The organism is Marinobacter panjinensis, from assembly GCF_005298175.1.
In the GTDB taxonomy this organism is placed as follows: domain Bacteria; phylum Pseudomonadota; class Gammaproteobacteria; order Pseudomonadales; family Oleiphilaceae; genus Marinobacter; species Marinobacter panjinensis.
In genome coordinates, this window is the sequence record NZ_SZYH01000002.1 from 95755 (window position 1) to 117959 (window position 22205).

The window sequence follows — 22205 nt, forward strand, 5'->3', positions numbered from 1 at the left end:
TGCTTCGCGGGTCGTCGTGGTAATCTTGGTAGCCTCATCCTTGCAGGGAGTTTCATGAAAGCAGTCATTAACAGGGCGCGTAACGCACTTGTGGTGGTCGTTGTTTTGGTCATGCCGGCGCTGGCATCGGCGCAGTACGACAAAACACCTGAGGGCCAGGCTTTTATTCGCGAGATGGCGGGGCGTTACGGCTTCGAGGCGAGCCGGGTCAAAGCATTACTGGAAACCGCCGAACGCAAGGATTCGATACTGGAGTCCATCAGCCGGCCAGCTGAAAAAACACTGGAATGGCACCAGTACCGCAAGATTTTTATCCGTCCGGAAAGAATTGATCAGGGCGTGGAATTTCTCAGTCAGTATCGAGAGGCATTCGAGCGGGCTGAAGATGAATACGGGGTGCCGGCATCGGTCATTGCCGCGATCATTGGTGTGGAAACCTGGTATGGCACGTACAAGGGCAACCACAGGGTGCTGGATGCATTGGCCACCCTGGCATTCGATTACCCCCCGCGGAGTCGTTTTTTTCGCAGTGAACTGGTGCAGTATCTGCTGATGACCCGCGAGCAGGGTTTTGATCCGGAAGAACTTACCGGCTCCTATGCCGGGGCAATGGGGTATGGTCAGTTTATCTCCAGCAGCTACCGTCACTACGCTATTGATTTCGACGGCGATGGCGTAGCCGATATCCTGAACAACCCGGTTGACGCGATTGGCAGTGTGGCCAATTATTTTCGCGCCCATCACTGGAGGCAGGGAGCGCCGGTGGCAGAGCGTATGCACAACAGCCTGCCGGAAGGCTCACCAATGCTGACAGGGGAACTGAGGCCGACCCTCACAGTCAATGACTATCGGCAGGCCGGGTTGTCGCCCGAAGCCGATGTGGCTGCTGATGCAAAAGCAAGGGCAATCCGCCTTGCTGGTGCCGATGGCCCTGAGCTGTGGCTGACATACCATAACTTTTATGTGATAACCCGCTACAATCACAGTCATCTTTACGCCATGGCTGTATTCCAGCTGGCCAATGCACTGAGCGAACAGGCCAGTCAGCCAGAAAAACAGAACGGGGTGAATAATAACTCGTGATCACACGCACTTTCTTATTGGTTATCGCCGGAGCCCTGGTTCTGGCGGGATGTGCTTCATCACCGGAACCGGATCATTCCTCCAGGTACACCTTGTCTCAGGACAGGGCGCCAACTGGCAGTTTTGATGCATCCGGCCTGCAAGATGCGAAGCCCCGTTATGAAGAACCCCGCAGAGCCGGTAACAAATCCCCCTACAACGTCTGGGGCAAGGAATATTGGGTTCGGGAGAGCAATGACGGTTATGTCCAGCGGGGCACGGCCAGTTGGTATGGCGAGAAATTCCATGGTCATAACACCTCCAACGGTGAGGTGTTTGACATGTATGAGATGACGGCGGCCCACAAGAGCCTGAGGATTCCGGGGTACGCCCGCGTTACCAATCTTGATAACGGCCGTTCCGTGATTGTGAGGGTGAATGACCGCGGCCCTTTCCACGGTGATCGCCTGATCGATCTTTCCTACGCTGCCGCCAAGAAACTGGGCTACCAGGGCAGGGGCACCGCCAGGGTAGAGGTGGCAGCTATCACGGTGAAACCGGATGGCTCGATGACACTCGCTGGCAAGCCCTTCCCTGATGCAGGGGCGCCGGTTGATGCCGAGCGCCTGGCTGACCCGGGAACCGGCAACGAGGCTTTGTTCGTGCAGCTCGGTTCGTTCAGCCAGCGTAATCCTGCCGAGGCTCTTATGGACCGCGCCCGGCGGGCTGTTGCAAACCCCATGCGGGTCAGGGAAATAGAAACGGCTTCAGGCCGCTTCCACCGGGTTCAGGTAGGGCCGTTCAGGGATGAAGATGAGGCTCTTAGAACCCAGAGTCTGCTTGAAAACCAAGGATTCGGTCAGTCAATATTGCTGACCGATACACACTGAACCAGTCACCCACTAGATATTGAATGGACCCATGGTAATAAACAACGTATTCCGCGCCTGTACCGCTGTTCTCATGTTGGCCCTGCTGACAGCAATGCCTGCTGCGGCACAGTCTGTGCTGATCCCGTCGCCGCCTCAGATCGGTGCTAGCTCCTACATTCTGATGGACCCGCTGTCCGGGCGGATCATCATGGAGGAAAACAGCCATGAGCGTCTGCCTCCTGCGAGCCTGACCAAGATGATGACCGCCTATATCGTTGAGCGGGAGCTGGATGAGGGGCGTATCGTTATGTCCGACATGGTACCCATCAGCGTCAACGCCTGGCGCACCGAAGGTTCGCGCACCTTTGTGCAGGAGGGAACCCAGGTGTCTGTGGAGGATCTGCTGAAGGGCGTCATTATCCAGTCGGGTAACGACGCCTCCGTTGCCCTGGCGGAGTTCGTTGCCGGTAGCGAGGATGCCTTCGTTGATATCATGAACCAGCAGGCGCAGATTCTGGGGATGAATGAGTCCAGTTTTGCTAACGCCACCGGGTTACCGTCCCAGGATCATTTCTCGACCGCCTACGATCTCGCTCTGCTGGCCAAGGCGATCATTAATGATTACCCGGAAAACTATCCGCTGTACGCGCAAAAGCACTTCACCTTCAATAATATACGCCAGCCTAACCGCAACAGCCTGTTGTGGCGTGATGACAGTGTCGACGGTCTGAAAACCGGCCATACAGAAGAGGCGGGATACTGTCTGGTGGCGTCAGCCAAGCGAAATGATACCCGCATGATTGCGGTGGTTATGGGCACCGACAGCACAGCCGCCCGCGCCCAGGAAGTCCAGAAAATGCTCAATTATGGCTTCCGTTATTACCAGACAGAGCGTCTGTTCCGTAATGGCCAGGAGCTGCTAGAAGCAAAGGTCTGGGGTGGTGAGAGTGACAGCCTGTCGGTGGGTCTCATGAAGGACGTTCACGTGACCATTCCGCGGGGCTCCCGTGATTCCCTGGAGTCCACGGTAGAAATGGATTCCGTGATCAAGGCGCCTGTGTCCAAAGGGGACGAGCTGGGACGGGTGACGGTGAAGCTGGACGACGAAGTGTTGGTTGACCAGCCGGTACTTGCCCTCAGTGATGTGCCCGAAGGTGGATTCTTCAAGCGCATATGGGACGCCATCAAGTTATTCTTTATGCAATTGTTCGACTAATGGCCGGTGCGCCTGGGAGAGATCCGCGATGAATGAGCCGAAGGCACCCAAAATCGAGTTCCCCTGTGACTATGTGATCAAGGTCATCGGGGATTCCGCTCCGGACTTTGTGGAGTTTGTGGTGGAAGTCGTCGAGCAGCACGCACCAGGACTTTCCGAAAAGGATGTGTTTGTCAGAGACAGCAGCGGGGGGCGCTTTTCCTCGGTCAACCTGACCATCGTCGCCACGGGTGAGCCGCAGCTCAAAGCCCTGTTTGAAGAGCTCAAGGCCAGTGGCCGGGTCCATATGGTGCTGTGACCAGATGGACGAATTGATTGTTCGTACACTGGGAGAACAGCCTTATCTGGAAACCTGGGAGGCGATGAAAGCCTTTACCGCCGACAGGGATGCTTCAACGCCGGATGAAATCTGGCTGTTGGAGCACCCACCGGTGTACACCCAGGGCCAGGCAGGAAAGGCCGAGCATATTCTTGCACCGGGCGACATACCGGTCGTTCAGGTAGACCGGGGCGGGCAGGTAACTTATCACGGGCCCGGGCAACTGGTGGTTTACCTGATGATTGACCTGACCAGGCACAAGCTCGGCGTGCGTGCGCTGGTGGATGTGATCGAGCGGTCGATTGTCCAGACCCTCGCCACGTTCGGGATTTCCGCCTCACCGCGGCCTGATGCTCCGGGTGTTTACGTTGATGGGGCCAAGATTGCCTCTCTTGGCCTGCGAGTGAAGCGGGGATGCTCCTTCCACGGTCTGGCGCTGAATGTGTCCATGGATATGGAGCCGTTTCGTCGTATCAATCCTTGTGGTTACGCGGGCATGTCTATGTGCCAGATCCGTGACTTTGCTCCGGGCGTGGACATCAGCGATATCACAACCATTCTGTCTGGCGAACTTGCCGCCAGTCTGGGCCACGGCAGAATTCGCCGTATTCCTTAGTGCCCCCCGGAATCACACACCTGATCGCGGCCCAGGGTCTTGGCGCGATACAGCGCCTCGTCGGCCCGTTGCAGCAGGCGGTCAACGGACTCCGATCCCTGGATGGTTGCCACGCCAATACTGATCGTGGTGTTGATGCTCTGGCCATCGGCATTCACCGGTGTTGACGCAATCGTCTGGCGTATTCGATGGGCCGTCTGGACGGCTTCAGCGGTATCCGTTTCCGCCAAGAGCACGAGGTATTCCTCGCCACCCCAGCGTGAGAGTGTATCCACCTTCCTGCATTGTTCCTGCAGCGTACGGGCGACCATGATGATGGTTTGATCGCCCACATGATGACCATATTTGTCGTTTACGGACTTGAACAGATCGATGTCCATCAGCAGGACTGAAAACGGGCGCCCGTTGCGAAGATAGCGCTGATATTCGGCCTCCAGTTGCTCATGGGCCTCGCGCCTGTTCGCCAGCCCGGTCAGTGCATCGTGTTTTGCCGCATACTCGAATTCCGCTGCCAGTTTGAGTAGCCCCAGTTTGCTCCGACGCCGGCTCTGATCCAGCACATAGCAGGTGGACATTTCGAAGCCCAGAACAGCCAGCATGGTCAGGCGAAAGCTGGTGCTGTAGGGAGAATTGAACGCCATGTCTCCCAACGGGCTGAACAGAAGCGCTACTGCTGTCAGGCCTCCCGCGCAGGCAATCACGCCGACTCTTGCCTCACTGATGTAAAAGATGATCGGCGGATAGGCAAACAGCCATATAATGGCGGAGCCGTCCTCTATCGCGTTGACAGCCAGGTAGGTAAACAGCACCGTGATAACAGTAATGAAGCCACGGCGCTGAAGGGTACTGTTATGGCTGGCAAGATAGACAATACCGTTGATGCTGAGCAGGGCCGCAAAAACGATGAGAATGGTGGCAGAGCCTGCCAAACCGCGATCCAGCGAGCGCCAGGCAAACAACAGAAGGATAGGGATGGCAGCCAGTGTCAGCCAGCCGATCAGCATGGGAACCGGGATTTCGCCCTTAACCCGGAACTGCGACAGCTGGGTGTCTGATGTTCTGCTGGTCGTTTGTGTCATTATGATGGTCTTGTTGTTTTTGGTTATGAGCGAGGGCTTCAGGGCCTGCGCTCAATACTAAACGCCTTTAAAGGCAGGATCTGTGTAAAAACGTAAACCGTTTCCAGACTCCATGAGTAAACAGGAGGCAGGGCGTTTACATTGGCCTCACGGCCATGGGTTTGATGGCGCATCGGTTAGGTTTGAGCGTAGAGGTATCCGTATAATGGTTGTGATGGCCTATAGCGCCAACACTTACTGAACCGGGCAGGTTTTTGATGGCATCCAGATCCAGGAACAACTCCGTTGCACGTATCAAGACCGGAAGCTTTGAGCGCCGGCTTACCCTCACAAGGGCCGGGCTGTTTGCCGGTACACGCATGGCGTCCCATATGGCCACCAACTGGTTTGGCAGCAAGGACAAACGGGATGCCAGACATCGCAAGATGCTGTCCAGCCAGGCCGAATTTCTGGTGGACGAGCTCGGTAAGCTGAAAGGCAGTGTGGTCAAGATCGGACAGGTAATGGCTCTGTACGGCGAGCACTTCCTGCCAGAGGAAGTGACCGAAGCGCTGCATACCCTGGAAGACCAGACCACCTGGCTGGAGTGGTCCGCCATTGAGCGTGTACTGAAAGACGAGCTGGGTGCTGACCGGCTGGCGGAACTGGAGGTAGATCCTGACCCGATCGGCGCTGCCTCCCTTGGCCAGGTTCACCGTGCCCGGCGGCGCAGTGACGGGCTCGAGCTGGTGCTCAAGGTTCAGTACCCTGGCGTTGATGAGGCTGTAGACAGTGATCTGAACTCGGTAGCCCAGCTGCTCAAGGTGGCACGCCTGGTGTCGTTTGGCCCGGAATTTGATGACTGGCTGGAAGAAGTGCGGGACATGATGCACCGGGAGGTCGATTATCGCCTTGAGGCCCGCACCACGGAGAAATTCCGTCAGATGCTGCTGGACGATCCGCGCTTTGTGGTGCCCCGGGTCCTGGACGAATACTGCACGGCTCACGTTATCGCCTCCACCTACGAGCAGGGCCATTCGGTCAGTTCTGTGGCAGTCAGGGAGCTGTCTCTGGAGCGCCGCAGTGAACTTGGCAGGGCGGCGCTGGAGTTGTTCTTCAGGGAACTGTTCGTCTGGGGTGAAATCCAGACCGACCCCAACTTTGGCAACTATCGCATCCGCATTGCCGGCGAGAATGGTGCCGACAGCCAGCATGACCAGATCGTATTGCTGGATTTCGGTGCGGTTCAGTCCTATTCGGCAAAGTTTCTCGACCCGGTTATCCAGATGATCCGGGCCTCCTACGAGGGTGACCTGGAGGCCGTCATTGATGGTGGTGTGAAGCTCCGTTTCATGAGCGTGGACTGGCCAGCAGACGTGTTGGAAAAGTTTGGTGCCGTCTGCATGTCGGTGCTGGAACCCCTGTCACGGGACAGGAGCAGTTGGCCGGATTACGCCGTAAACGACAAGGGCGAATATCGCTGGAAACAGAGCGACCTGCCGTCCCGGGTTGCCCGTCAGGCGGCACGGTCCGCCATCAGCCGTTACTTCAAGGTTCCGCCAAAGGAATTTGTCTTTCTCAATCGTAAGCTGATTGGTGTCTATACCTTCATTGCGGTGCTCAATGCCGAGTTCAATGGTGAGGATCTGCTGCGGGACTACCTCTACGGTGACCCGGGGACACCGGATGCCTCCAGTACCAGCCATATCACCAAGGCATAGCGGATTCCCTTGCCAATGCCCACCAGCACCACGAAATTGAGCCAGGGCACGCGCATGATGCCTCCCACGAGAGTCAGCGCGTCGCCGCCGATAGGCAACCAGCCCATAAGCAGTGACCACTGCCCGTAACGGTTGAACTGGGTGCGAGCTTTCTCAAGCTGGTTTTCCGTCACCGGAAACCAGCGCTTGTGCTTAAAGCGATCCACCTGCCGGCCGATAACCCCATTGACGACTGAACCCAGGGTATTGCCGGCGGTGGCCCAGAACCAGATCCACCAGAGCGAATAACCTTGTGTGACCATGCCGCCAAGCAGTATTTCCGAGTACGCCGGCAACAGTGTTGCGGCAGCGAGGGCGGTCATGAAAAGGGTAAGATAGGCCAATATTTCTCCTCACCAAGACAGGTTGTTGTACCAATGAGAAAGCTGTCACTTCGCTTCAAGCTCTACGCCCTTGTGATTTCCCTTCTGCTGGTTATGGGCATCAGTATCGTGGTGACGGCGCAGCTGTCCCTGGGACAAATGGAGCAAAGAATCACCTCCGAAACCCGTGAAACGGTTCAGAGTATGGCCGTCGAGCGGCTGAGTGCAACGGCCGGCAAGTATGGAGAGCTGGTCAGCGGCATGTTTGCGACAGCCTACCGGACGCCGGAAGTGGTTCGCAATGTGATCAGCCGGAACATCCAGGCCGACAGCTCCGGGCGAATCAGCCGTATTGACCTTCAGGAAACCATCGGGGCTATTCTGGAAGAGCAGGACAGCCTCAGCTCAATCTACGCCCAGTTCGAGCCCGATGCCTATGATGGCCAGGACCGCTATTTTACCGGTGGTGTGGAAGAGCACAGCAGTGACGAAGGCACCCTGGAGATCTATTACTATCGCGCGCCGGAAGGGGATGTGACGTTCAGTCGCACGGAAGATCCGGCGATAAAGTACCTGGAGACTCGCAACGAGTTCGGGATTCGCGAGGCGGAATGGTACCTGTGCTCCAGGGATGCCAGAAAGCCCTGCATCATGGAGCCCTACGAATATGAAATCGAAGAGGGCTATTCCGAGCTGATGACCAGCCTGGTGATGCCCATTCTCAAAGACGACGAGTTCGCCGGTGTGACAGGGGTTGATATCAACCTGTCCACGTTGCAGCAAACCGTCCAGAACGTCAGTCGTGAGCTCTACGACGGTGAATCGCGGGTCACTCTGCTCAGCAACAAGGGCCTGATCGCTGCGTCCAGTCACTACGATGATTACCTGGGCCGGCCACTCTCGGAAGCACTGCCACAACAGGCAGACCAATACACCGCTCTGCATCGTGGTGATGGCACCTACGATGACGGGGAGACGCTGGCCGTGTCCTACCCTATCGAGATCGACCTGCCGGATACCGAATGGTCGCTGCTGATCGAACTGCCCCGGGAAACTGCACTGGCGGATGTGGCCGAGATTACCGGGCTGCTGTCCAGTGAGGTGAGCACCACGGCCGGGCGACAGACCATGGTGGGTGTGCTGGTATCGATCCTTGCAATTGTGGTTCTGGTGGTACTGGTGCGCTCGGTTACCAAACCGCTCAATGAGATCCGCGACCGTATGAAAAACCTGGCCAGTGCAGAGGGGGATCTGACCCGCGAGCTGGATATTGAAACCCATGCGGAGTTGATCGAGCTTGCCGGTGGGTTTAATACCTTCCTTGGCCGGCTCCGGGAAATGATCAACGATCTGAAAGAGGTCAACGGCAAGGTTAGCCAGCAGGCGGCGGATGTGGGCGTGATTGCCGGGGAAACCGATGACCAGACCGAGCGTCAGCATCAGGATATCGAGAGTGTTGTTGCTGCCATGAACGAGATGTCCGCGGCTGCCGGCGAAGTGGCCGGATTCGCCGGTGAAGCGGCAGAAAATGCGCAAATGGCCCAGGACGGCGTGCGCTTTACCCAGGACACGCTGACATCAGCCCTGGAGGGTGTCAGCGCACTTGCCGGCGATATGGACGAGGCGAGTACGGCTATCAGCCATGTTGCCACCCGTAGTGAGGAAATTAACCGGATTATCGAGGTTATCCGCGGTATTGCCGAACAGACCAACCTGTTAGCCCTGAATGCGGCCATAGAGGCAGCGCGGGCAGGAGAACAGGGCCGCGGTTTCGCCGTGGTGGCGGATGAGGTAAGAACCCTCGCGTCCCGCACCCGGGAGTCGACCGACGAGATCAGCCAGATGATTGATGGCCTGCAAAGTGATGTGAGTGGTGCCGTCACCGTTATCCGGAGTGGTGTTGACCGGGCTACCCGGGCCGTTGAAGGAACCCGTGAGGCAGACCATTCCCTGGCTTCGGTAGTAGAGCGTATTGCCACCATTGTTGAGCACGTTACCCACGTGGCTACCGCGGCGGAGGAACAGAGCTCTGTCAGTGAGGAAATCAATCAAAACCTGACCCGTATTGGCGACGCCGCTAACGATCTGCGAGCCCTCGCGCAAAGAGTGAGTGGAAGCGGGCGCTCGCTGGATGAACAGGTGCGGGCGCTGGATTCCGAGCTGAGTCGCCTTAAAACCTGACCTGTATCGTCTGTTACTATCGATACCATTCAGCCCATCAATTTTATTTTTCAGCAAACGTGCGATCATAATGCCGTTTGTTCGAGGCTGTGAAAGCCCGCCTATTTTCCGGATCAGGAGTTGAATTATGGAGCAAGTCACTATTTTTGGCCGTGCTTCCTGTGGTTTCTGTACGCGCGCAAGGCAGCTTTGCGAAATCAATGATCTCCCCTGTCGCTACGTCGACATCGTCGAGGAGGGGATCAGCAAAGAGGATCTGTCGAAAACTATTGGCAAGCCGGTTCACACGGTACCGCAGATTTTCGTGGGCCAGGTTCATGTTGGCGGGTTTGACGATTTTTCCCGGTTTCTGGAGCGGGTCGGTACCACGGCCAGTTGAACAGTGACCCAAAAAAAAGGCGCCCCGGGGGTAACCGGGGCGCCTTTTTTGTCTGCGGGCCAATCAGATCTGGAAATCGGCCTTCAGCTTCTTTTCAACCAATTGGTTCTTCAGCTTCGCCACCCGCGGCAAACCGTCGTCAAACGGCGGGAAACTCTCGCCGTAAATCAGAGGCTCGAGATAGTCGCGGCAATCCTGGGTGATGCCGTAGCCATCATCGGTAATATAGTGGATCGGCATTTTCTTTTCCTGGTTGGCAACGTCGGCCAGGGGGGCTTCGCCGATGTGCCAGCGATAGGGCCGTGACTGCTCGCGCACAATCGTCGGCATCAGTGCCTGCTTGCCGGCCAGGGCCATTTCCACGGCCACCTTGCCGACTGCGTAGGCCTGCTCGACATCCGTGGCCGAGGCAATATGGCGGGCGCTGCGCTGCAGGTAATCCGCAACCGCCCAGTGGTATTTGTAACCCAGCGCCTGGCGCACCATATTGGCGAGGGTCGGCGCTACGCCTCCGAGCTGGGTATGGCCGAAGGCATCCTTGGCGCCGGCGTCGGCCAGGAAGCGGCCGTCTTCATATTGGGCGCCTTCTGAAGCGACCACGACACAGTAACCATATTCCCTGACGCAGAAATCCACCCGCTCCAGGAACCGTTCCCGCTCAAAAGGTACTTCCGGGAACAGAATGACGTGGGGCGGTTCGCCTTCACCTTTGCCGGCAAGGCCACCAGACGCGGCAATCCAGCCAGCATGGCGCCCCATCACTTCCAGGATGAACACTTTGGTGGAGGATTCGCACATTGAGCGGATGTCCAGGCTCGCTTCCAGGGTGGATGTGGCAATGTACTTGGCCACCGAACCGAAGCCGGGGCAGCAATCGGTAAAGGGCAGATCATTGTCCACCGTTTTGGGAACGCCGATGCAGGTAATCGGGTAGCCCATCTTCTCGGCAAGCTGCGATACCTTGTAGGCGGTATCCTGGGAATCGCCGCCACCGTTGTAGAAGAAATAGCCGATGTCGTGGGCCCGGAACACTTCGATCAAACGCTCGTATTCGCGCCTGTTTTCAGAAAAGTTCTTCAGCTTGTGGCGACAGGACCCGAACGCACCGCCTGGCGTATGGATCAGTGCCTGGATATCATCATCACTTTCCAGGCTGGTATCGATCAGCTCCTCTTTCAGGGCGCCGATGATACCGTTGCGCCCGGCGTAGACCTTGCCGATCTGGTCCGGGTGCTTGCGCGCGGTCTGGATGAGCCCGCAGGCGCTGGCGTTAATAACGGCGGTTACACCGCCTGACTGGGCATAAAATGCGTTTCTGATGGCCATTTCCGGCTAGTGCCTCCTGCAGTTTCATCGAATGCGGCAGATGATACGCCAATCGCTGGTTTTTTTCATGACATCAAAGGTCGTAACGAACGCTTGACGACCCGCATTCTATACGGGACGCTTTGCAGGTTTCATCCAAGAGGTCGACAACCGAATGCATATTCATATCCTGGGAATCTGTGGCACCTTCATGGGCAGCCTGGCCGTGCTGGCCAGAGAGCTGGGGCATATTGTAACCGGCTCCGATCAGGGCGTGTATCCGCCCATGAGCACCCAGTTGGAAGCCCAGGGCATCGGATTGATGGAGGGTTACCGTCCCGACAACCTGAAACCCGAACCTGATCTGGTGCTCATTGGCAACGCCATGTCCCGGGGCAATCCGGAAGTGGAAGCGGTCCTGAACCAGAATATCGACTACATGTCCGGCCCCGAATGGCTGGCGCGGGAAGTGTTGCGTCATCGCTGGGTATTGGCGGTAGCGGGTACCCATGGCAAAACCACCACAACCGCCATGTTGCTGTGGATACTGGAACAGGCAGGTTTCGAGGCTGGCTACCTGGTGGGCGGCGTGCCCAACGACTTCCCGGTCTCCGCCCGGCTGGGTAACAGCGATTTCTTCGTGATCGAGGCGGATGAATACGACAGCGCCTTCTTCGACAAGCGTTCCAAGTTTGTTCACTACCGACCTCACACCCTGATTCTCAACAATCTGGAGTTCGACCACGCCGACATTTTCGAGAACGTGGAGGCCATTGAGCGCCAGTTCCATCATCTGGTCAGAACTGTGCCCTCCCGCGGTCTGATCGTGCGCCCAGCGCTGGATGCCCATCTCGACAGGGCGCTGGAAATGGGCTGCTGGACCAGCATTCAGGCCACGTCAGTCGGCAGTGAGGTGCCCTATATGGCCGACTGGCGGGCGGAGTTGCTGGCCGAGGATGGCAGCCGGTTCATGGTGGTTCACCACGAACAGCCCGTCGCGACAGTGAATTGGTCGCAGACGGGGCTGCACAACGTTCGTAACGCCCTGGCAGCTATCGCCGCTGCCCGCCATGTAGGGGTAACGCCGGACCATGCCGTGGCAGCATTGTGCCGGTTTTCCGGAGTCAAACGGCGGATGGAGTTGCTGGCAGATATTGATGGAGTCCACATATACGACGATTTCGCCCATCATCCCACAGCCATCACCACCACCCTCGAAGGGTTGCGCAACAAAGTGGGGGAGGAGACCATCCTCGCCCTGATCGAACCGCGCTCCAATACCATGCAGCAAGGGGTGCACCAGCAGACACTGCTGCCCAGCGCCGCAGCGGCAGACCGGGTAATCTGGGCCAACCTGAATCAGATGGACTGGTTGCCAGCGTTGATTGAGGGCCATAACGCCACAGCGGAGGCGCCGGAGCGTCACTGTGTGGAGTCAACCGTGGAAGCGCTGATTGGCAGGGTTCTGGAACAGGTCTCCGGCCCCTGCCATATTGTCATCATGAGTAATGGCGGTTTTGGTGGTATTCATCAGAAGCTGATTGCGGAACTTGAAGGTAAAACCGGTCAGGGAACATCAGCATGACAGCAGCACCAGACAACCCGCGGGTGATCAATCTGGCTTTTACCGGTGCTTCCGGCGCCCAGTACGGCCTTCGCCTGCTGCAATGCCTGGTGGCAGCGGATTGCCGGGTGCATGTGATGGTCAGCAAGGCCGCCCAGGTGGTGATTGCCACCGAAACCGACCTGAAACTGCCGGGTAATACGCCGGCCATGCAGGAGGTGCTGACCAGCTATGCGGGCGCCAGGCCGGGGCAGGTGCTGGTATTCGGGCGGGAGGACTGGTTTTCTCCGCCGGCATCCGGCTCAGGCGAGAAAGCCCCACTGGTGATTTGCCCCTGCAGCACTGGCACATTGTCTGCACTGGCCACCGGCGCCAGCAACAATCTCATTGAGCGTGCCGGGGATGTGGCCCTGAAAGAGCGCCGACAACTGATCCTGGTGCCCCGGGAAGCGCCTTATTCCGAGGTGCACCTGGATAACATGCTGCGTCTGACCCGCATGGGTGCGGTTATCATGCCGGCCAGCCCCGGGTTTTATCATCAGCCGCAATCTGTCAGTGACCTGGTGGACTTTATCGTTGCCCGCCTGCTGGACCACCTGGGCCTGCCCCAGGATCTGATGCCACGCTGGGGTGAGGAACGACTCAAATCAAAACAGCCCGATTGACGATGGTTTTGGTCAGCCCGATTGATGCTTTTCATCATTGAGCGAAAACGCCGCTCCCCCGAGACTTGGTGAACGACAACCACAAGACAGTCATTCACCGAGGTTCACCATGATTCCACGCACACTCTTCGATGCCGACCTTGAAGGTTTCCGGGATTCCGTCCGCAAGTTCCTGCAGCAGGAAGCGGCGCCCTATCACGAACAATGGGAAAAGGACGGCCAGGTCAGCCGGGAACTCTGGACCAAGGCCGGCGAGTTGGGCTTTCTCTGCCCGACCATGCCGGAAGAGTATGGTGGCGTAGGGGCGGATTTTCGCTACAGCGCGGTTATCATGGAAGAGGTGTCCAGGGCCGGGTTGTCCGGCATCGGCTGGACCCTGCACTCCGATATCGTCGCCCCTTATATCCTCAATTACGGTTCGGAAGAACAGAAGCAGTATTACCTGCCAAAACTGGCCACCGGGGAGATGATCGGCGCCATCGCCATGACCGAGCCCGGTGCCGGTTCCGACCTCCAGGGTGTGAAAACCACGGCGGTAAAGAACGCGGCCGGCGATCACTACGTGCTTAACGGTTCCAAAACCTTCATCACCAATGGCCAGTTGGCGGACCTGGTCATTGTCGTGGCCAAGACCGATCCCAAAGAAGGCGCCAAGGGTACCAGCCTGCTGCTGGTGGAAAGCGCCTGGGAAGGCTTCGAGAAAGGCCAGAACCTTAACAAGGTGGGCATGAAGGCCCAGGATACCTCCGAGCTGTTCTTCCAGGACGTCCAGGTGCCGGCGGATAAACTGCTGGGCTCCATGGAAGGCCAGGGCTTCTTCCAGTTGATGGCGGAATTGCCGGCTGAGCGACTGCAGGTTGGTTTGACCGCCGTGGCTGCAGCAGAGGCGGCCTGGCAGTGGACGCTGGACTACGTCAAGGAGCGCAAAGCGTTCGGTAAACCGGTAATTGCGTTCCAGAATACCCGCTTCAAGATGGCGGAGATGAAAGCGGAAATTACCGCAGCCCGGGTGTTCTGTGACCGCTGCTTGGAGCTGCACCTGGAGAAAAAGCTGGATATTCCCACAGCAGCGATGCTGAAACAGCACACCACCGACCTGCAGTGCAAAGTCATGGACGAGTGCGTCCAGCTTCATGGCGGCTATGGCTATATGTGGGAGTACCCCATAGCCCGTGCCTGGGCCGATAGCCGGGTTCAGCGCATTTATGCCGGTACCAACGAAATCATGAAGGAAATCGTTGCACGCTCGTTTTAAAGCCTGGCCTGAAGTGACGGCGCGCCGCCGGAATCTCTCCGCCGGCGCGCTTTCGTTACCAAAGTTTACAAATTGCCAAACCTATCAAGGTTCACCCCGGCAACATCCCCTAAAGTAGCGGCACAACCTCTAACAAGGATAATGGTTGCCGCAATGAAACGCCTGCTCCCCATTTCAGTTGCCCTGTTTACACTTGCCCTGGCCGGATGCGGCGAGGAATCTGACGAATCACCGGTGGATGGCCGCGATTTTGACGCTCAGGACTACAGCGAGCCCAGGCCCTATACTGGCAGGGTTATAGACGGCTACCTGCGTCATGCACGGGTGTGGCTGGATATGGATGGCGACAGCCAGTACACCCCGGGGCCGATGACCATCAAGAACAGTGCCGGCACCGAAATTACCCTGCCCAATGGTGAGCCCACCGCCATGACGGGTGAAGACGGCAAGTTCACCCTCGACACCACCGGGCTGGTGCAGGATCCATCGGTGTCCCCGGACATCGACCCCCGGGATTTCCCGCTGTTTGCTGTCATTCTCCCGGGCCAGACGCTTGAACAAACCCGCATGGGGGATGTGGTGCTGGAAGACGCCTACATGCTCAGCGCACCTCCGGGGGTTCGTGATGTCACACCCCTCAGTACGCTGGTGCGCCAGCGCCGGGTCATTGGTGTGCAGGATCTGACGGCCACCACCAATGATCTGGCGGATGCACTGGGGAATGTGAATCTGCTCAGTGACTACGTGAAATCCGGAGATCACCGGGCCCATGCCTATGCCCGTGCCTTTGCCCGCTTTATGGCCAGCCAGTTTCCGGACGACTACGCCAGCCTGCTGCGTGGCGGCGACGGACGCGAGCGTTTTCTGAGCAAGGACGCGGCATTCCTTCTGGGTGTCTCGTTTGTTCGTAATGCGCTGGATGTGGTGAAGGTAGTGGACGAAGCTGCCTCCCAGGGCAACTACGAAAATGTGGATGTCGACGGGCTGGCGTTGCCGGAGGTGCCCATTGAACTGGAGGATCCGGTGATTCTGGAGCGACAGACGGTTCTGGCGCGGGGCGAGGGCAGCGAACTGCCTGCTTCCATGTCCAATCTCGGCGTGTCCGCGGAACTGGTGTTCGATTACTCCGAGGATGGCCGGGTTACGTCCATTACGGCCCACGGCTGCATGATGCCATCGTTGAGGGAAATGGCCCGCCTGATCAACGCCGGCGGCAAGATTGCGAACACCGGCACACAGTGGATGCCGGGCATATCCCTGTCTCAGGAAAGTGCCGGTTTCTACGAGGATGAAGGTCCGGACGAGCGGCTGGTATTCGACTGGGAGAATCGCCGGGCGACGTTTGAAACCACCACTGGCTGTCATCCGGGGCTTGCGTCATCATCGGCATTGGGTGGCGTTGCGGCGATCAGCTATGAGTGGACTATGGCGAATACACAGGTCCAGGAGCTCATTGCAACGTCAGGAGACAAAACCGAAGTGCTGGAACCCGACTATCAGTTTGGCACTGACGCTTTCTTCGGTTTTACCCGCACGGTGGACGAAACTGAAGAAGAAATCATGACGCTTTCTGGTGATGTAGAGTCCTGCGATGCGGCTATTGATCCGGACGATGCAGACGCGGCGCTCCTGGTTTCCGCCCAGCAACCCTACACCGTATCCGGAAGTATTCCGCAGCCAGACGGGTTCAGCCCACTGGCGCTGGAATTCGACAATCGCAATGATCGCCTGCGCCCCCTCCGGTTCGGCTTCCTGGATCCAGCCATGGCTTCCACCACTGGGGTCAACAATATCGAGGGTTTTGACTGGGCGTTCTATTACCCCTTCGAAACGTCAAACGAATTCGTGGAAGAGCAGCCCAACCTGATCGGCACTGCCTACCTGAACCGGCGCGGTGGCAGCAGGGTCTGTGGAAGGGAGTTCGAGAGGATGCCTTCGGCGGCGTATGCCCGGGTCAATTACACCTATCAACGACTGTCCGAATATCTGTCAGGGTTGGTGGAATAGGGGGCAAGGCAGGGCGCTCCTCGGCCAAAGCCGGGGAGTCAGTACTGTTTTTGCCGAATAACGCCAGTCTGCCGGACAACGTCTGCGACATGTGCTTATAAAGGTTCGGGATTCGTAACACTTCCTGAGGGAGGAAGTGGTGCCGAGGAGAGGACTTGAACCTCCACGGGGTTGCCCCCACTAGCACCTGAAGCTAGCGTGTCTACCAATTTCACCACCTCGGCAGGTGATTTGCAGCTTTTCCGGTGGGTTTCAACAGCTTTACCTTGTTGAATTTCCGGTGTTTCTGCCACGGTTGCGGGCAATGCCGTCAACCGATGGCGCGTACTTTAATCATTCGGAAAAAGGCTGTCAAACATTTTTTGTCGGCCAATGCCGGTTTTTGTGCCTGTTTTTTCGTGGCCGGTTAGGCACGCAGGCGTTGGCAGCGTTATACTCCTCGGCAAACATTATATAACGCATGATTTCCAGGCAGGAAATCGAGATAGGGATACGAATGGTTTCCAGTAAAAAGACAGATAATGACCCACACGCACAGCGTGAGGCCAGCAAGTACGACAACCCCATCCAGAGCCGGGAATTTATCCTCGAGCATCTGAAAGAGAGGGGCGCGCCGGCCACCCACGAAACCCTGTGTGAAGAGCTCGGGCAGCAGTCCGAAGAGGGCATCGAAGCCCTGCGTCGCCGGCTGATCGCCATGTGTCGCGATGGACAGCTGATCTGCAACCGCCGTGGTGCCTACCTGCCCATCGAAGAGGCGGACCTGGTGACAGGCCGCGTAACGGGGCACAAGGACGGATTCGGGTTCCTGATACCGGATGATGGTGGGTCAGACCTGTTCCTGACAGCACGCCAGATGCGCCAGGTTTTCCATGGGGATCGGGTTGCTGCTCGCGTGGACCGGGTTGATGACCGGGGTCGTCGTGAAGGTGTGATCGTCGAGGTGCTGGAATATCGTACCCATCAGACTGTTGGCCGGCTGTTCCAGGAAAGCGGCATTTCCTTCGTGGTTCCGGAGAATGCCCGCATCAATCACGAAGTGTTGATTCCCGCTGAACACATTAACGAAGCGCGGCATGGCCAGTACGTGGTGGTGGATATCCTGCGTCAGCCCACGGTGCGCACCCAGCCCACAGGCAAGATAGTGGAAGTGCTTGGCGAGCACATGGCGCCGGGCATGGAAATCGATGTGGCGATCCGCTCCTACGATATCCCCCATAGCTGGCCGCCGGCGGTGGGTGAGCAGGCGGCGGAGATCCCCGAGGAGGTCACTGAGAAGGATAAGCAGAACCGGGTGGATATCCGCAACCTGCGCCTGGTGACCATTGATGATGAAACCGCGCGGGATTTTGATGACGCCATCTACTGTGAGCCACGTCCACGCGGAGGCTACCGCTTGCTGGTGGCGATCGCGGATGTGTCCCACTACGTGCGCCCCGACACGCCGCTGGATGAAGAGGCGATCAACCGCGGCAACTCCGTGTATTTCCCGGATCACGTCGTGCCCATGCTCCCGGAAAAGCTGTCCAATGGCCTGTGTTCGCTGAACCCGGGCGTGGATCGGTTGTGCATGGTGGCGGACATGACCATCAGCGCGGCAGGTGCCGTCAGTGGTTATACCTTCTACCAGGCGGTGATGCACAGCCATGCGCGGCTGACCTACAACAAGGTCAGCGACATGCTGGAGCGGCCGGATTCCGAACCGGGCTACAGGCTTTCGGAGCAGTACGCCCACGTGCTGCCGCACCTGCACAACCTCTACAACCTCTATAAGTTGCTGCGCAAGGCCCGAACCGAGCGGGGTGCCATCGATTTCGAAACCACGGAAACCAAGGTTGTGTTCGATGCGGACCGCAAGATCGAGGAAATCGTTCCGGTCCAGCGTAACGACGCCCACAAGATTGTCGAGGAATGCATGCTGGCTGCCAACGTGGCAACAGCGCGATTCCTCAAGAAGCACAAGGTGCCTTCGCTGTATCGTGTGCACGACGGCCCTTCAGAAGAACGGCTTAATGCGGTGCGGCTGTTCCTGAGTGAGCTGGGTCTGCAGCTGGGTGGCGGCGACAAGCCAACGTCGGCTGATTACCGGGAGCTTTTGTCCAGCATTGCTGACCGCTCCGATGCCAATGTGATCCAGACCGTGATGCTGCGCTCTCTCAGTCAGGCAGTTTACAGCCCGGATGAGGGTGGCCACTTTGGTCTCGGCTTTACCAGCTATGCCCATTTCACCTCGCCGATTCGCCGGTATCCGGACCTGATTGTGCATCGGGGCATCAAGTCCATCGTGCACAGTGAGGAAGGCAGCAAGGATGTTGTGGTGCCGCCGAAAAAGGACCCGGAGCTGGCGGAATACCCTTATGACATGGCCCGGATGTATCAGTTGGGTGAGCACTGCTCAATGACCGAGCGCCGTGCTGACGATGCCACCCGGGATGTGATGGCCTGGCTCAAGTGTGAGTACCTGAAGGACCATGTGGGCGAGGAGTACGAAGGTGTTATCGCCGCAGTCGTGCCGTTCGGCTTCTTCGTGGAGCTGTCCGGGGTCTATATCGAAGGCCTGGTGCACGTATCCACGCTCAGTGGCGATTACTTCCATCACGACTCTGCCAAGCATCGCCTGATTGGCGAGCGCACGGCCATGAGCTTCCGCCTGGGCGACGATGTCCGGGTGAAGGTGGTGCGTGTGGGCATGGAAGACCGCAAGATTGATCTGGAACTGGTGAGTGAACCCCAGCATAGGCAGGCCGACCGGGACGCGCTGGAAATTACCAAGCGAGAGCCGAAGGACAAAGGCAAAGGCCGGGGCAAGGGCGGCAAATCCGCCCCTGGCCGCTCCACGAGGGGCGACCGCGGGAAAGGCTCCGGCGGGAAAGCCGGGCGCGAGAAAGCCGGCGATGCGGGTGAAAAACCACGCCGCAGGAAAGGTTCCGGGTCACCCACGGCCGGCAAGCAGGGGCGGCCCGAGCAGGTGGCGCCGACCTACGAAGACGATGGCGAGTTGTCAGCCCGTGACAAGCTGGTGGCTGAAGCCGCCAAGCTGGCGTTGGGTAAGGGCAAGGGCAAGAAGCCTGCTGGCAAAACCGACGGCGCTGACAAGAAACGTAAACCCCGCAAGTCAGGAAAATAAGCTGTGTCTGAAGAGTTTATTTTTGGCTGGCATGCGGTTGAGGCGGTGCTCAAGCGAGAGCCTGAGCGCCTGCAACAGGTGTGGATTCAGACCGGGCGGGAGGATCGCCGGGTCAAAACCGTAACCGATGCCCTGAACGAGCTCGGGGTGCGCTGGCAGGTTGTGCATCGTAAGGAGCTGGATCAGCGGGTCTCCGGGGTTCACCAGGGGGTCGTGGCGGCGGTGTCTGAAAGCCGTGAATGGAGCGAGGACGACTTGCTTGCCATGCTGGCCGGCTCCGATAAACCGCCGTTCCTGCTTATCCTTGATGGTGTCACTGATCCCCACAACCTGGGAGCCTGCCTACGTACTGCCGATGCCGTTGGTATTCAGGCGGTTGTGGTACCGAAGGACAAGTCTGCCTCGTTGTCGCCCACAGTGCGCAAAGTGGCCTGCGGGGCTGCTGAAACCGTACCGCTGGTGCGCGTAACCAATCTTGCACGATTCATGCGGGCCATCCAGGATAACGGCGTCTGGCTTATCGGCACCGCGGGAGAAGCGGAAAGCACCGTATACCAGGCTGACTTTACCGGTCCCGTGGCTCTGGTGATGGGTGCCGAGGGCAAGGGTATGCGCAGGCTGACACGCGAGCATTGCGATCTGCTGATTAATATCCCGATGCTCGGCCACGTGGGCAGCCTGAATGTTTCTGTTGCCACCGGTGTTTGCCTTTACGAAGCTTTGCGTCAGCGGCTTGCATAGTACCCTCCACGCGCCTAGAATACGTGACCCCCTTTTCCAGGGGGCGGTGTCTTATTGCCTGAAGTCAGGGTAGTAGGCATCAAGAAGCCGGCGGCTGTGGCTGCCACCTCCTTGCTTCTTGCATTGGCTCAGTCTGTTTCTGTGCGTTTGCTGGGGGCTGTTTAAACCGTAGGGAGAACTCATGCGTCACTACGAAATCGTATTTATGGTACACCCGGATCAGAGCGAGCAGGTGCCCGCGATGATCGAGCGTTATACCGGCGTCATCAATGAAGATGGCGGCAAGGTACATCGCCTGGAAGATTGGGGCCGTCGTCACCTGGCTTACCCGATCAACAAGATTCACAAGGCTCACTACGTACTGATGAACGTTGAATGTTCACAGGCAGCGATGGACGAGCTGACTCACAACTTCCGTTTCAACGATGCCATCATCCGCGACATGATCCTGCGCCGCGATGGTGCCGATACGGACCTGTCCCCGATGAAAGCTTCCGAGTCCCGTGAAGACCGTCGTGGCGGCGATGATCGTCCGCGTCGTTCAGCTGAATCTGACGAGCCACGTCAGCAGGCTGAAACCCAGGACGAAGAAGAGTAAAACCATCACCGGAGTTGAGGAGTTAAGTTATGGCTCGTTTTTTCAGACGTCGTAAGTTCTGCCGCTTCACGGCAGAAGGTGTTAAAGAGATCGATTACAAGGATCTGGACACCCTGAAAGGTTATGTTACTGAAACCGGCAAAATCGTGCCCAGCCGTATCACCGGCACCAAGGCACGCTATCAGCGTCAGCTGGCTACCGCTATCAAGCGTGCCCGCTACCTGGCACTGCTGCCGTATTCGGACAGCCACGATAACTAAGTAACAGAATAAACAGGACCCGGGACCATGCGTGCACTGGCACAGTTTGTAATGCGCGGTCCTCTGCAGGCAGGCGGGGTTGCGGCAGTTACCACTGCGATACCCCTGTTGTTCTGGATTGGTGCAGCGGTTATCGGCCTGGTAATTCTCAGGCTGGGTATCAGCCAGGGGCTTAATATCGGCCTCTGGGCATTGCTTCCGGCACTCGGCTGGAGCTGGTTCGGGCAGGACCCGACAGCACTGGCGGTATTGCTTCAGGTGATGTTGATTGCATCCATACTGCGAACAACCCTGTCCTGGGAGAAAGCGCTTCTGGCAGGCAGTTTCCTGGGTATTGTGACAGGCATGATGCTGCCCCTGCTGTATCCGGATCTGTTAAATGATCTGGTGCAGACCGGGGTCAGGTTTTACGAAGAGTACAACGCTGAAGTCGCCAGCAGTCTTGGCGACAGACTGGAAACAGTCATTCGGCAGACCATGAACGCAAGCATGGCAGGCACTTACCTGGTTACCGGTGTGGGCATGACCATGTTGGCAAGATCCTGGCAGGCAGGGTTGTATAACCCTGGCGGATTCCGGGCCGAGTTCCACTCGCTCCGGCTGTCACCGGCAATCGCGGTTATCTGTGTGATTACCATGGTGGCAGGGCCCGTCCTCGGGCTGAACTCCATGCTGCTGGGTTGGGCCGGAGGTTTGCCGCTGTTTCTGGCGGGGCTGGCCCTGGTTCATGGCATTGTTGGTCGTAAAAATCTGAGTGGTCAGTGGCTGATAATATTCTATCTGGCACTGGTACTGCTTGGTCCCAGCCTGATGATTCTGTTAGTAGTTCTGGCTTTTGTGGATAGCTGGCTGGACATCCGGAGGCGAATAAAACCCTCCGGCCCGGCTGAATAAAGC

The 22205-nt window shown here is 57.9% G+C and carries 20 protein-coding genes and 1 tRNA gene; 17 read left to right on the forward strand and 4 right to left on the reverse strand.

Going from position 1 to position 22205, the window contains the following annotated elements:
- Positions 1-54: 54 nt before the first annotated feature.
- Genes mltB through lipB form a run of 5 tightly spaced genes read left to right on the forward strand, consistent with a single transcriptional unit; the run spans position 55 to position 4085 of the window.
- Positions 55-1083 carry a lytic murein transglycosylase B gene (mltB, locus tag FDP08_RS16740; RefSeq protein WP_228263374.1) on the forward strand — a complete coding sequence of 343 codons (1029 nt, stop codon included), beginning with the start codon at positions 55-57 and terminating at the stop codon, positions 1081-1083.
- Complete coding sequence (locus FDP08_RS16745; protein WP_427901856.1) at positions 1080-1952, forward strand: septal ring lytic transglycosylase RlpA family protein; 873 nt, start codon at positions 1080-1082, stop codon at positions 1950-1952. Before mltB ends, FDP08_RS16745 begins: the two co-directional genes overlap by 4 nt.
- 31 nt (positions 1953-1983) lie before the next feature.
- The gene (locus FDP08_RS16750) at positions 1984-3150 is read left to right on the forward strand and encodes a D-alanyl-D-alanine carboxypeptidase family protein (RefSeq protein ID WP_137437444.1); all 1167 of its coding nucleotides are present in this window, start codon (positions 1984-1986) and stop codon (positions 3148-3150) included.
- Between the two features lie 28 nt (positions 3151-3178).
- The gene (locus FDP08_RS16755) at positions 3179-3448 is read left to right on the forward strand and encodes an HP0495 family protein (RefSeq protein WP_137437445.1); all 270 of its coding nucleotides are present in this window, start codon (positions 3179-3181) and stop codon (positions 3446-3448) included.
- Positions 3449-3452: 4 nt separating this feature from the next.
- On the forward strand, positions 3453-4085 hold the full coding sequence (gene lipB / locus FDP08_RS16760; RefSeq protein ID WP_137437446.1) for a lipoyl(octanoyl) transferase LipB: 633 nt from the start codon (positions 3453-3455) through the stop codon (positions 4083-4085).
- Here lipB and FDP08_RS16765 read toward each other — a convergent pair.
- Positions 4082-5164, reverse strand: a complete 1083-nt coding sequence (locus FDP08_RS16765) for a GGDEF domain-containing protein (RefSeq protein ID WP_137437447.1) — start codon at positions 5162-5164, stop codon at positions 4082-4084. The two genes, lipB and FDP08_RS16765, sit on opposite strands and share 4 nt — an antisense overlap.
- Before the next feature lie 257 nt (positions 5165-5421).
- Here FDP08_RS16765 and FDP08_RS16770 point away from each other — a divergent pair, with 257 nt between their 5' ends.
- Entirely contained in the window at positions 5422-6864 is a 1443-nt protein-coding gene (locus FDP08_RS16770; RefSeq protein ID WP_137437448.1) for an ABC1 kinase family protein, read from the forward strand.
- On the opposite strand, the gene FDP08_RS16775 is transcribed toward FDP08_RS16770, so the two are convergent.
- Entirely contained in the window at positions 6807-7247 is a 441-nt protein-coding gene (locus FDP08_RS16775) for a YqaA family protein (protein WP_137437449.1), read from the reverse strand. The two genes, FDP08_RS16770 and FDP08_RS16775, sit on opposite strands and share 58 nt — an antisense overlap.
- Positions 7248-7280: 33 nt before the next feature.
- Here FDP08_RS16775 and FDP08_RS16780 point away from each other — a divergent pair, with 33 nt between their 5' ends.
- Both FDP08_RS16780 and FDP08_RS16785 read left to right on the forward strand, forming a co-directional pair.
- Positions 7281-9407, forward strand: a complete 2127-nt coding sequence (locus FDP08_RS16780) for a methyl-accepting chemotaxis protein (RefSeq protein ID WP_137437450.1) — start codon at positions 7281-7283, stop codon at positions 9405-9407.
- A 127-nt stretch (positions 9408-9534) separates the two neighbouring features.
- Positions 9535-9786 carry a GrxA family glutaredoxin gene (locus tag FDP08_RS16785; protein ID WP_137437451.1) on the forward strand — a complete coding sequence of 84 codons (252 nt, stop codon included), beginning with the start codon at positions 9535-9537 and terminating at the stop codon, positions 9784-9786.
- A gap of 63 nt (positions 9787-9849) precedes the next feature.
- Here FDP08_RS16785 and FDP08_RS16790 read toward each other — a convergent pair whose 3' ends face one another.
- A complete protein-coding gene (locus FDP08_RS16790) occupies positions 9850-11112 on the reverse strand; it encodes a 6-phosphofructokinase (RefSeq protein ID WP_137437452.1) in 1263 nt (420 codons plus the stop codon).
- Positions 11113-11266: 154 nt separating this feature from the next.
- Between FDP08_RS16790 and mpl the strand changes: the two genes are divergently transcribed.
- From mpl to FDP08_RS16810, 4 genes are all read left to right on the forward strand, one after another.
- Positions 11267-12676, forward strand: coding sequence for a UDP-N-acetylmuramate:L-alanyl-gamma-D-glutamyl-meso-diaminopimelate ligase (gene mpl / locus FDP08_RS16795; protein WP_137437453.1), 1410 nt, complete (start codon positions 11267-11269; stop codon positions 12674-12676).
- Positions 12673-13320, forward strand: a complete 648-nt coding sequence (locus FDP08_RS16800) for a flavin prenyltransferase UbiX (protein ID WP_137437454.1) — start codon at positions 12673-12675, stop codon at positions 13318-13320. Before mpl ends, FDP08_RS16800 begins: the two co-directional genes overlap by 4 nt.
- A gap of 109 nt (positions 13321-13429) precedes the next feature.
- Positions 13430-14575: an acyl-CoA dehydrogenase family protein gene (locus tag FDP08_RS16805; protein ID WP_137437455.1), complete on the forward strand. Its 1146-nt coding sequence runs from the start codon at positions 13430-13432 to the stop codon at positions 14573-14575.
- Positions 14576-14728: 153 nt separating this feature from the next.
- Entirely contained in the window at positions 14729-16582 is a 1854-nt protein-coding gene (locus FDP08_RS16810; RefSeq protein ID WP_137437456.1) for a hypothetical protein, read from the forward strand.
- Between the two features lie 137 nt (positions 16583-16719).
- Here the strand turns inward: FDP08_RS16810 and FDP08_RS16815 are convergent.
- A tRNA-Leu gene (locus FDP08_RS16815) sits at positions 16720-16806 on the reverse strand.
- A 272-nt stretch (positions 16807-17078) separates the two neighbouring features.
- Here FDP08_RS16815 and rnr point away from each other — a divergent pair.
- The 5 genes from rnr to FDP08_RS16840 all read left to right on the forward strand — a co-directional run bounded on the left by rnr (position 17079) and on the right by FDP08_RS16840 (position 22202).
- Positions 17079-19709 carry a ribonuclease R gene (rnr, locus tag FDP08_RS16820; protein ID WP_137437457.1) on the forward strand — a complete coding sequence of 877 codons (2631 nt, stop codon included), beginning with the start codon at positions 17079-17081 and terminating at the stop codon, positions 19707-19709.
- Positions 19710-19712: 3 nt separating this feature from the next.
- On the forward strand, positions 19713-20450 hold the full coding sequence (rlmB, locus tag FDP08_RS16825) for a 23S rRNA (guanosine(2251)-2'-O)-methyltransferase RlmB (RefSeq protein WP_137437458.1): 738 nt from the start codon (positions 19713-19715) through the stop codon (positions 20448-20450).
- Between the two features lie 181 nt (positions 20451-20631).
- Positions 20632-21048 carry a 30S ribosomal protein S6 gene (rpsF, locus tag FDP08_RS16830; RefSeq protein WP_135955260.1) on the forward strand — a complete coding sequence of 139 codons (417 nt, stop codon included), beginning with the start codon at positions 20632-20634 and terminating at the stop codon, positions 21046-21048.
- Positions 21049-21077: 29 nt separating this feature from the next.
- Complete coding sequence (rpsR, locus tag FDP08_RS16835; RefSeq protein WP_114613426.1) at positions 21078-21308, forward strand: 30S ribosomal protein S18; 231 nt, start codon at positions 21078-21080, stop codon at positions 21306-21308.
- A gap of 27 nt (positions 21309-21335) precedes the next feature.
- A complete protein-coding gene (locus FDP08_RS16840) occupies positions 21336-22202 on the forward strand; it encodes a hypothetical protein (protein WP_137437459.1) in 867 nt (288 codons plus the stop codon).
- Positions 22203-22205 lie beyond the last annotated feature (3 nt).

Coding starts and splice junctions, on each gene's coding strand:
- lipB (WP_137437446.1), top strand. CDS start 3,453: ATGGACGAATTGATTGTTCGTACACTGGGAGAACAGCCTTATCTGGAA.
- FDP08_RS16765 (WP_137437447.1), bottom strand. CDS start 5,164: ATGACACAAACGACCAGCAGAACATCAGACACCCAGCTGTCGCAGTTC.
- rpsR (WP_114613426.1), top strand. CDS start 21,078: ATGGCTCGTTTTTTCAGACGTCGTAAGTTCTGCCGCTTCACGGCAGAA.
- rpsF (WP_135955260.1), top strand. CDS start 20,632: ATGCGTCACTACGAAATCGTATTTATGGTACACCCGGATCAGAGCGAG.
- mltB (WP_228263374.1), top strand. CDS start 55: ATGAAAGCAGTCATTAACAGGGCGCGTAACGCACTTGTGGTGGTCGTT.
- FDP08_RS16770 (WP_137437448.1), top strand. CDS start 5,422: ATGGCATCCAGATCCAGGAACAACTCCGTTGCACGTATCAAGACCGGA.
- FDP08_RS16800 (WP_137437454.1), top strand. CDS start 12,673: ATGACAGCAGCACCAGACAACCCGCGGGTGATCAATCTGGCTTTTACC.
- rnr (WP_137437457.1), top strand. CDS start 17,079: ATGGTTTCCAGTAAAAAGACAGATAATGACCCACACGCACAGCGTGAG.
- FDP08_RS16750 (WP_137437444.1), top strand. CDS start 1,984: ATGGTAATAAACAACGTATTCCGCGCCTGTACCGCTGTTCTCATGTTG.
- FDP08_RS16840 (WP_137437459.1), top strand. CDS start 21,336: ATGCGTGCACTGGCACAGTTTGTAATGCGCGGTCCTCTGCAGGCAGGC.
- FDP08_RS16755 (WP_137437445.1), top strand. CDS start 3,179: ATGAATGAGCCGAAGGCACCCAAAATCGAGTTCCCCTGTGACTATGTG.
- FDP08_RS16805 (WP_137437455.1), top strand. CDS start 13,430: ATGATTCCACGCACACTCTTCGATGCCGACCTTGAAGGTTTCCGGGAT.
- FDP08_RS16810 (WP_137437456.1), top strand. CDS start 14,729: ATGAAACGCCTGCTCCCCATTTCAGTTGCCCTGTTTACACTTGCCCTG.
- mpl (WP_137437453.1), top strand. CDS start 11,267: ATGCATATTCATATCCTGGGAATCTGTGGCACCTTCATGGGCAGCCTG.
- FDP08_RS16790 (WP_137437452.1), bottom strand. CDS start 11,112: ATGGCCATCAGAAACGCATTTTATGCCCAGTCAGGCGGTGTAACCGCC.
- FDP08_RS16780 (WP_137437450.1), top strand. CDS start 7,281: ATGAGAAAGCTGTCACTTCGCTTCAAGCTCTACGCCCTTGTGATTTCC.
- FDP08_RS16785 (WP_137437451.1), top strand. CDS start 9,535: ATGGAGCAAGTCACTATTTTTGGCCGTGCTTCCTGTGGTTTCTGTACG.